The organism is Kitasatospora sp. NPDC056446, assembly GCF_042796115.1.
Taxonomy (GTDB): domain Bacteria; phylum Actinomycetota; class Actinomycetes; order Streptomycetales; family Streptomycetaceae; genus Kitasatospora.
Map to the genome: position 1 here is coordinate 24,565 of NZ_JBHTRF010000089.1, position 8,805 is coordinate 33,369.

Genomic DNA, 8,805 nt, shown 5'->3' on the forward strand with positions numbered 1-8,805 from the left:
CGTCAACTCCCCTTTCCCTCAGGTTGCTTCGATCGGGTCGCTTCGACTGGGTGCTCTCGACCGGGCGCCCTCGCCCGGGGGGCGGCTCGACGTCGGCTCAGAGCAGCGAACGCAGCCCCGGACCGGCGGCCAGCAGGACGACCGCGGCGGGCGCGGCGAGGGCCGTGACGGTGAGCCGCAGCCGGTGCGGAACGGTCAGTCGCGGACGGCCCGCGAGCAGCCGGTCCACCCGCTTGGGGGACTGCGCCAGGCCGGGCGGGCAGGAGCCGAACACCCCGCGGTCCAGGTTGAGTTCGGCCAGGGCGAGGGCGGTGGTGTGCCGGCCGTGCCGACGCGCGGCCCGGTCGTCGGCCGCCAGCTCGACCAGCTCGGCCACCTGGTCCCGGAAGGCGCTGAACACGCCGACGCCGGGGAACCCGGAGGCGAGCGCCTGCGCGAACTGCTGCAGCCAGTGGTGCCGGGCCCGGACGTGGCCGCGCTCATGGCTCAGCACGGCCGCCAGCTCCCGGTGGGTCAGCTGCTGGAGGGCGCCGGTGGTGACCACCAGGCGGGAGTTCGGGCCGGGCAGCGACCATGCCTCCGGGCGGATGTTCTCCAGTACCACCAGCCGCTCCCCGCGCCTGCGGCCGGTCTCGATCGACCCGGGCAACTCAGGCGCCCTGGTGGCCAGTTGCGCGTGCCGTCGGTCGCGCAGCGCCTTTGCCGTACGGACCTCGCGGGTGAGTGCCAGCACCGTCTGCACCCCGCCCGCCGCGAGCACCGCGGCGCACAGCCGGCCCCAGCCCTCGGCGTCCTGCAGGCCGTACGCGGCCTCCACGCCGTGCGGCGCGCCGGAGAACACCAGGGCCCGCAGTTCGGGCAGGGCGGCGGAGGCGGCCAGTACCAGCCCCAGTGCGCAGCACAGCAGCACCGCGACCACGAGGCACTGCCACACCAGCAGCGCCAGCACCGGTTCGCGCTCCACCCAGCGGGCCCGGGCCAGCAGCCGGGGCACGACGGTCGAGAGCAGCAGGCCGAGCAGCAGCAGGCCGGTCAGGGCAGTCATCGCATGGGCTCCCCGAGTACGCACGGAACGCGACAACGCGCTCCCTGCCAACCTATGCGCCGACGACGCCCGGTGGAACGGCTTTCGACCGGCCAGTGACCAACGCCACGCCGAGCACGGGGCCTTGGTGCGCGGGCGGAGGGGGCACATCGGGTCACATGGTCAGGAGCATGGCGAACATGCCGATGCCCATGGTGAGTCGGCAGGCCTGCGGCAGTCCGGCGGTGCCGACCGCGAGGGTGCCGGCCGAGGTGCGCAGCAGCCGGCTGCCGGCCCGGAGGGTGTACCCGCCGAAGTAGAGGAGGAGGGCGCCGGTCAGTGGCGGGAGGCCCAGGCCAGCGGTGTGGTGGTGCGGGCCGGGGGCCGCCGCCATCGCCAGGGCCATGTACGTCATGGCGAGCGCGCCGACCGCGTGGTGCAACCGGTGGGCCCGGCCGGCCGGGGCGTGGGCGGCGGCGAGCAGGAAGGCGGTGGCGGGAAGGCCGAACAGCCCGGCCCAGACGGCGGCGGGGACGCCGGCTCCGACGACGGCCATGGCGGCCATGCCGAGCCCCATCAGTGCCTCGGCGGCGTCCGACTCCCGGGCGAGCGGGCGGTGGGCGCCGGCCGGGGCGCAGGGGGAGTGCCGCAGGCGGGTGAGACAGGAGGCGCCGGCCGCGGCGGTGAGGAGGGCGAGGAGCCAGTTGACCAGGGTGGGTCCGTGCAACGGCGGCCTCCCGGGGCGGCGGGCGACGGAGTCCGGCGAACGGTGAGCAGCGAACAGCGAACAGCGAACAGCGGACAACAAACAGATGTCAGCGAACAGATGATGAAATCTGTCAGCTGTCATCTGTCGGTTGTCATCCGCACCCCGTTGCCTGCCATCCGTTCGCCGGCCCCGTACGCGGTGACGGTCGTCCGCTCCACGATCACGGCTCCCGACCGGGCCTGGCCAGGGCGCGTACGGGCGCGCGCAGGGGCGTACGGGGGTGCCGCTCGGGGTGAACGCCCCGGCCGCACACCGGTCGGAGGGCCTCGCCGGACTCAGCCCTGGAGCCGCCCCGAGGCGACCACCCGGCTGAGGAACTGCCGGGTCCGCTCCTCCCTCGGCTCGCCGAACACCTGCTCCGGCGGTCCCTGTTCGAGCACCACCCCGCCGTCCAGGAAGCAGACCTGGTCGGCGACCTCGCGCGCGAAGCCCATCTCGTGGGTGGAGATGACCATCGTCATCCCCTGCTCCTTGAGGTCCCGCACCACCGAGAGCACCTCGCCGACCAGCACCGGGTCGAGCGCCGCAGTGATCTCGTCCAGCAGCAGCAGGCGGGGCCCGGTGGCCAGCGCCCGTACGATCGCGACGCGCTGCTGCTGCCCGCCGGAGAGCCGGTCCGGGTACTCCCCGGCCTTGGCCGCCAGCCCGAGCCGTTCGAGCAGTTCCAGCGCCCGCGCCTGCGCCTCGGCCCGTCCGACCCCGTGCACCCGGCGCGGGGCGAGCGTGATGTTCTCCAGCACCGTCATGTGCGGGAACAGGTTGTACGACTGGAACACCACCCCGATCCGGCGCCGCACGGCGTCCTCGTCCGCGCGCGGGTCGGTGATCTCCTCGCCGTCCAGGAAGACCGCGCCGTCGTCGATGCCCTCCAGGAGGTTGACGCACCGCATCAGGGTGGACTTCCCGGAGCCGGAGGCCCCGATCAGCGCCGTCACCGAGTGCTCGGGCACGGCGAGGTCCACGTCGCGCAGCACCACCTGGGCGCCGAAGGCCTTGCGCACCGAGTCCAGCCGGAGCACCTCCGCCGTCACACCGCACCTCCCTGGAACTGCCGACGGTTCATCCGCGTGGTCAGCCAGTCGGCGAACCGGGTCAGCGGAATGGTCAGCACGATGAACACCAGCCCCGCGAGCAGGTACGGCGTGAAGTTGAAGGACCGGGCCGCGATGATCTTCGCCGCGTACACCGCGTCGATCGCGCCGCCGATCGAGACCAGCCCGGTGTCCTTCTGCAGGCTCACCAGGTTGTTGAGCAGAGGCGGCACCACGCGCCGGACGGCCTGCGGCAGCACCACGTACCGCATCGCCTGCGCGTTGGTGAGCCCCAGCGACCGGGCGGCGGCGCGCTGGCTCGGGTGGACGGACTCGATGCCCGCGCGGAACACCTCCGACACGTACGCCGAGTACGTCAGGACCAGCGCGGCCCCGCCCAGCAGCAGCGGATCGGTGGTCACCCCGCTCAGCCGCAGCGCCGGCACCCCGGTGATCATCACCAGCAGGCAGATGATCATGGGCAGCCCGAGGAAGAAGTCCACGTACGCGGTGGCGAGCAGCCGCACCGGCAGGAACACCGGTCCGCGCAGCGTCCGCAGCACCGCGAGCAGCAGGCCGAACACCATGATCAGCACCCCGCAGCCGAGCATCAGCTCCAGGTTGAGCCGCAGCCCCTTCAGCACCTCGGGCAGCGCCTGGCGGGCGTAGTCGAGGTTGAAGAAGGTCCGCCGAGTCACCTCCCAGCCGGGGGAGTTGACGATCAGCAGGTAGAGCACGACCGCTGTCGCCAGGGTCGACGCGGCGGCGATCAGCGCGGAGCGGCGGGCCCGGGCCCGCCGGTACGCCTCGTGCGCGAGGCGCCGCTCGGACGGGCGGTAGCCGTCGTCCCCGTCCGCGGCCTTGGCGAGCACCGCCGAACCGACCACCGATTCGGCCGCGGTGCCGGCCGCGACCGCCGTGCCGGCCGAGACCGTCGTGCGGGCCGCGACCGCCGGGCGGGCCGCCGACGCCGCTTCGCCCGTCGCCTCCCCGCCCGTGCCGGGGCTCAGGTCAGCGCTCACTTCAGCACCGGCGCGGCGACGGCGTCGGAGAGCCACTGCTTCTCCAGCTTCGCCAGCGTGCCGTCCGCGCGCAGCGCGTCCACCGCCTGCGACACGCAGCCGGTCAGCTTGGAGCCCTTGTCCAGCACCAGGCCGAACTGCTCGCCCTGCGAGGCGGTCTCGAACTGGCCGACCACCTGGGCCTCCGGAACCTCGGCGCCGGTGATGTAGAAGGCGGTCGGCAGGTCCACCACCAGCGCCTCGACCTGGCCGTTCTTCAGCGCGGCCTTGGCGAGGTCGTTGGAGTCGAAGACGGCGGGCTGGGTGCTCGGCTTGATGGTGTTGGTGATGGTGTCCAGGCTGGTGGTACCGACCTGTGCGCCGAGCTTGGCGCCCTTGAGGTCGGCAATGCTCTTCGCGCCCGCGGCCTTGGAGTTCTTCAGCGCGATGACGGCCTGCCGCACGTCGTAGTAGCCGGAGGAGAAGTCCACCGCCTGCTTGCGCTCGTCGCTGATGGACACCTGGTTGATGTCGATGTCGAAGTCCTTGGCGCCGGGCGAGGTCGCCTTGCCGAACGGTGCGACCACCCAGCTGACCTTGTCCTTCGGGTAGCCCAGCTTCTCCGCGACCGCGTACGCCACGGCCGACTCGAAGCCCTTGCCGTTCTCCGGCTTGTCGTCGGAGAACCAGGGGTCGTACGCGGGCTTGTCGGTGCCGACGGTCAGCGTCCCGGCGGTGCGCGTCGCCAGCGCCCCCGGCGCGCAGCCCGCGGACGTACCGGCCGCGCCCGGGGTGCCGGAGGCGGCGTCCGACTTCGAGTCCTGGGGCGCGCACGCGCTCAGCGCGGCCGCTGCGGCGACCAGCGCGGCGAGGGACAGTACGGCGGAGGGCTTGCGAGGGGTCATGGCGGGGCTCCAGAGGAAGGACCGTGCGGGGCAACAGGGAGTGGGGACGGCGGGCGGGAGGGCGCGGCGGCGGGCGGGAGGGGCGGCGGGGTGGGCCGGGGCCCGGCGGGTCACTTCCCTCCGGTGGCGGCGCCGGAACACACACGGCATGGTCGGCGTACGGGCCCACGTCCGGAGTGCCCCCTCCGAAGCGCGTCCGAAGCGGCCGGGTCGGCGGCGGGACAGCGGTCGGGCGGTGGCCGGATCAACAACAGCGGCAACGGCGACAGCACAGCACACGCGCGCGACAGCGACAGCGGACGTGCCGACGGGAGGGCAGCCGGTTCGGGCTGTCGTGGCGTTCGGCCACCGTGATCACCGCCGGGAACATGCCGGGAGGTTCGCATCAGAACGGCGCATCTGTCCAGAACATCCAGATCACTGTCCACATGCCGGACAACGGGCCCGCCGGTACGGGTTTTCGGGCCGAAGCGGCGGTACGCAGCAGCTTTGCCCGTCCGGGCCCCCTTGAACAGGAGAACCTTTCGTACTTATGGTGTCCACGTTGAAATAACTCCTGTCGAAGTGAGTCCCCGATGCAGAATCTTTCGCCAAGGCTCGCTGCGGCGGCCGACGCCCCGGTCTCGACCCTCGCCGGCCACCCGGCCTGGCTGCGCCTGAAGGAGGCCGTCGAGACGCTGCGCCCGCTGCAGTCCAAGGACGGTTCGATCGACCTGGGCGCCGTCCAGCGGCACACCGTCGACCCGCTGGTGGCCGTGGTCCGCGCCGCCGTCGAGGAGCTCGCCCCGAACTTCCCGCACGACGCCGCCTACCTGGCCGCCGTCGACGCCGACCTCGCGAAGTGGGCCGACACCGGCTACCGGGAGCCCGACTTCCTGGACTCGCTGCTCGCCTTCCAGCCCGCCGACCAGCGCGAGGACGGCCTGGAGCACCTGGTCGTCTTCCCGATGTACACCCAGAACGGCAACCCGGACCGCAACCTGGAAGCCGTCCTGCTGAGCGTCGTGTGGCCCGACTGGCTGGCCGAGCTGGAGCGCACCCGCTTCGACAACCCGATGTTCGTGCCGATCACCTTCACGGACTTCACCGCCGGCTACGACACCAACTCCGCCGTGCTCTTCCCCGAGACGGTGTCCGTGCGCAAGGCGCCGGAACGTTTCACCTGGGGCGGTATCTTCTGCGACCGCGAGGCCGCCCGCTTCCGCGCCGTCACCACCAGCGCCGTCCAGCAGCTCGGCCTGGAGATCCCGGCCGACGCCGAGGGCCTGCTCCAGGACCAGCAGCGCGCGCAGGAGACCTTCGTCCTGTGGGACCTGGTCCACGACCGCACCCACAGCCACGGCGACCTGCCGTTCGACCCCTTCATGATCAAGCAGCGCAGCCCGTTCTGGATGTACGGCCTGGAGGAGCTCCGCTGCGACCTCACCACCTTCAAGGAGGCGGTGAAACTGGAGACCGAGGGCAACCCGCACGCCCGCGACGTCCAGTACGCGGTCCTCTTCGACCGCCTGTTCCGCTTCCCGGTCAGCGGTGACCGGGTGCGCAACTACGACGGCCTCGGCGGCCAGCTGCTCTTCGCCTACCTGCACAAGCACGACGCGCTGCGCTGGCGGGACAACCGCCTCAGCATCGACTGGGAGCGGGCCCCGAAGGTCACCAACGAGCTCTGCGCCGAGATCGAGACCCTCTACCGCGACGGCATCGACCGGCCGAAGCCGGCCCACTGGATCGCCGCCTACGAGCTGGTCTCCCGCTACCTCACCCCGCACCCCGCCTCGACCTGGGCGAAGGGCTCCGAGGCCCTGCCGCTCGACATCACCGATGGCAAGGCCCTCAACAAGGCCCTGTGCGACGCCGTGCTCCCGGACGAGTTCCCGCTGAGCATGTTCTACGAGGCCCTCAGCAAGAAGCTGAGCGGCGTCATCGCCTCCACCACCGGCATCACCGGCAACGGCATCCAGGGAGTCGCAGCGTGACCACCTCCACCAACGCCCCGCTGGCCGGCAAGGTCATCGCCGTCGCCGGAGCCAGCGGCCCGGCCGGACGCGCGGTGCTGCGCCGCCTCGCCGCCGGCGGTGCCACCGTGATCGGCGCCGACATCGACCCCCAGCGCCTGGAGTCCGCCCTGGACGCCACCCGGGTGGCGGTGCGCGGAGCCAAGGTCAGCGGCCAGGTGATCGACCTGCTCGACCCGCAGGAGGTCCACGACTGGGCCGACCACCTGGAGTCCGAGCACGGCCACGTCGACGGCCTCTTCCACCTGGTCGGCGGCTGGCGCGGCAGCAAGACCTTCTTCGACAGCCGGCTCGACGACTGGGACTTCCTGCACGACACCGTCGTGCGCACCCTCCAGCACACCTCGCTGGCCTTCCAGCCCGCGCTGGTCCGCAGCCCCGCCGGCCGCTACGCGATGATCTCCGCCGCCGCCGCGCACAAGCCCACCGCCGGCGGCGCCGCCTACGCGGCCGCCAAGGCCGCCACCGAGGCGTGGACCCTCGCCATGGCCGACTCCTTCAAGAAGGAGACGACCGACCCGGACGGCGAGCCCACCGCGGCGGCTGCGATCCTGGTCATCAAGGCGCTGGTCAGCCCCGAGATGCGGGCCGAGAAGCCGGAGGCGAAGTTCGCCGGTTTCACCGACACAGCCGACCTCGCCGAGCACCTCGCGGGCCTCTGGGACCGCCCCGCAGCAGAACTGAACGGACAGCACCTGTGGCTGACAACCCGATGACCGACTCCACCCGTACGGACGCGGTACGGCGGCACGACCCCGCCGTCCGCAGCTTCGCCAGCGACAACTACGCCGGCGTGCACCCGGAGGTCCTCGCCTCGATCGCCCTCGCCAACGACGGTCACCAGATCGCCTACGGCGAGGACGAGTACACGGTCCACCTCCAGGAGGTCTTCCGCCGCCACTTCGGCGAGAAGGCCCAGGCCTACCCCGTCTTCAACGGGACCGGCGCCAACGTGGTCGCCCTCCAGGCGCTCCTGCCGCGCTGGGGCGCGGTGGTCTGCGCCGAGACCGCCCACATCCACGTGGACGAGGGCGGTGCCCCGGAGAAGTCCGGCGGCATCAAGCTGCTCACCGTCCCCACCCCGGACGGCAAGCTCACCCCCGAACTGCTGGACCAGCAGGCCTGGGGCTTCGGTGACGAGCACCGCGCGCAGCCGCTCGCGGTCTCCATCACCCAGAGCACCGAGCTCGGCACCCTCTACACGGCCGACGAGATCCGCGCGATCACCGAGCACGCCCACCAGCTGGGCATGCTCGTCCACCTCGACGGCTCGCGGCTGGCGAACGCCGCCGCCTCGCTCGGCCTGCCGCTGCGCGCCTTCACCACCGACGTGGGCGTCGACGTGCTGTCCTTCGGCGGGACGAAGAACGGCCTTATGCTCGGCGAGGTCGTGGTGGTGCTGAACCCGGAGCGGGTGCGCAACATCCAGTTCCTGCGCAAGACCTCGATGCAGCTGGCCTCGAAGATGCGCTTCGTCTCGGTCCAGTTCGAGGCGCTGCTCTCCGGCGACCTCTACCTGCGCAACGCCGGCCACGCCAATGCGATGGCCCGCCGGCTGGAGGCCGCGGTCCGCAAGATCGACGGCATCGAGGTGGTCCGCCCGGTCCAGGCGAACGCGGTGTTCGCGATCCTTCCGCGCGAGGTGAGCGAGCGGCTGCAGAAGCGCTACCGCTTCTACTTCTGGAACGAGCACACCGGCGAGGTGCGCTGGATGTGCGCCTTCGACACCACGGAGACGGACGTCGACACCTTCGCGGCGGCCATCGCCGAGGAGATGAGCCACGCCTGACGGCGCTTGAGCATCGGATCGTCCCGTCCTGCGACAGCAGGGCGGGACGATTTGCATGTGGCGGTCCCGTCCCCGTACAGTTCCGGAGTCGCCGCGGGAGACCGGGGCGGCAAAGCGGAAAGCAAATCCGATGAATGAAACTCCGGAAAACGGAGCGGAAAACATCTGATACGCTTGAAACACGAAAGAACGAAGCCCGGAGGGTCCGCTGGAAGGCGGTCCGAAGGAAGCGTCCGTTCCTTGAGAACTCAACAGCGTGCCAAAAGTCAAC

At 71.7% G+C, this 8,805-nt stretch carries 8 protein-coding genes; 3 read left to right on the plus strand and 5 right to left on the minus strand.

All coding sequences use genetic code 11. From position 1 onward, the window contains the following. Window positions 1–97: 97 nt before the first annotated feature. From ACFQ6N_RS34880 to ACFQ6N_RS34900, 5 genes are all read right to left on the minus strand, one after another. Window positions 98–1,045, minus strand: coding sequence for a M56 family metallopeptidase (locus ACFQ6N_RS34880; protein ID WP_380657859.1), 948 nt, complete (start codon window positions 1,043–1,045; stop codon window positions 98–100). Between the two features lie 154 nt (window positions 1,046–1,199). After that, window positions 1,200–1,751, minus strand: coding sequence for a DUF5134 domain-containing protein (locus tag ACFQ6N_RS34885; RefSeq protein ID WP_380657861.1), 552 nt, complete (start codon window positions 1,749–1,751; stop codon window positions 1,200–1,202). A gap of 317 nt (window positions 1,752–2,068) precedes the next feature. Continuing rightward, window positions 2,069–2,824 (minus strand): amino acid ABC transporter ATP-binding protein, encoded by a 756-nt coding sequence (locus tag ACFQ6N_RS34890; RefSeq protein WP_380657863.1) that lies wholly within the window; start codon window positions 2,822–2,824, stop codon window positions 2,069–2,071. Then, a complete protein-coding gene (locus tag ACFQ6N_RS34895; protein WP_380657870.1) occupies window positions 2,821–3,711 on the minus strand; it encodes an amino acid ABC transporter permease in 891 nt (296 codons plus the stop codon). The genes ACFQ6N_RS34890 and ACFQ6N_RS34895 overlap by 4 nt, the downstream gene beginning before the upstream one ends. Window positions 3,712–3,842: 131 nt before the next feature. Next, a complete protein-coding gene (locus ACFQ6N_RS34900) occupies window positions 3,843–4,730 on the minus strand; it encodes an ABC transporter substrate-binding protein (protein ID WP_380657864.1) in 888 nt (295 codons plus the stop codon). Between the two features lie 575 nt (window positions 4,731–5,305). Here ACFQ6N_RS34900 and ACFQ6N_RS34905 point away from each other — a divergent pair. The 3 genes from ACFQ6N_RS34905 to ACFQ6N_RS34915 are packed head-to-tail and all read left to right on the plus strand — an operon-like array spanning window position 5,306 to window position 8,534. After that, a complete protein-coding gene (locus ACFQ6N_RS34905; protein WP_380657866.1) occupies window positions 5,306–6,706 on the plus strand; it encodes a DUF6421 family protein in 1,401 nt (466 codons plus the stop codon). Beyond that, window positions 6,703–7,461 carry an SDR family NAD(P)-dependent oxidoreductase gene (locus tag ACFQ6N_RS34910; RefSeq protein WP_380657868.1) on the plus strand — a complete coding sequence of 253 codons (759 nt, stop codon included), beginning with the start codon at window positions 6,703–6,705 and terminating at the stop codon, window positions 7,459–7,461. The genes ACFQ6N_RS34905 and ACFQ6N_RS34910 overlap by 4 nt, the downstream gene beginning before the upstream one ends. Then, window positions 7,458–8,534 carry a threonine aldolase family protein gene (locus tag ACFQ6N_RS34915; RefSeq protein ID WP_380657872.1) on the plus strand — a complete coding sequence of 359 codons (1,077 nt, stop codon included), beginning with the start codon at window positions 7,458–7,460 and terminating at the stop codon, window positions 8,532–8,534. The genes ACFQ6N_RS34910 and ACFQ6N_RS34915 overlap by 4 nt, the downstream gene beginning before the upstream one ends. The last annotated feature ends 271 nt before the right edge of the window (window positions 8,535–8,805 follow it).

Coding starts and splice junctions, on each gene's coding strand:
- ACFQ6N_RS34915 (WP_380657872.1), top strand. CDS start 7,458: ATGACCGACTCCACCCGTACGGACGCGGTACGGCGGCACGACCCCGCC.
- ACFQ6N_RS34905 (WP_380657866.1), top strand. CDS start 5,306: ATGCAGAATCTTTCGCCAAGGCTCGCTGCGGCGGCCGACGCCCCGGTC.
- ACFQ6N_RS34880 (WP_380657859.1), bottom strand. CDS start 1,045: ATGACTGCCCTGACCGGCCTGCTGCTGCTCGGCCTGCTGCTCTCGACC.
- ACFQ6N_RS34900 (WP_380657864.1), bottom strand. CDS start 4,730: ATGACCCCTCGCAAGCCCTCCGCCGTACTGTCCCTCGCCGCGCTGGTC.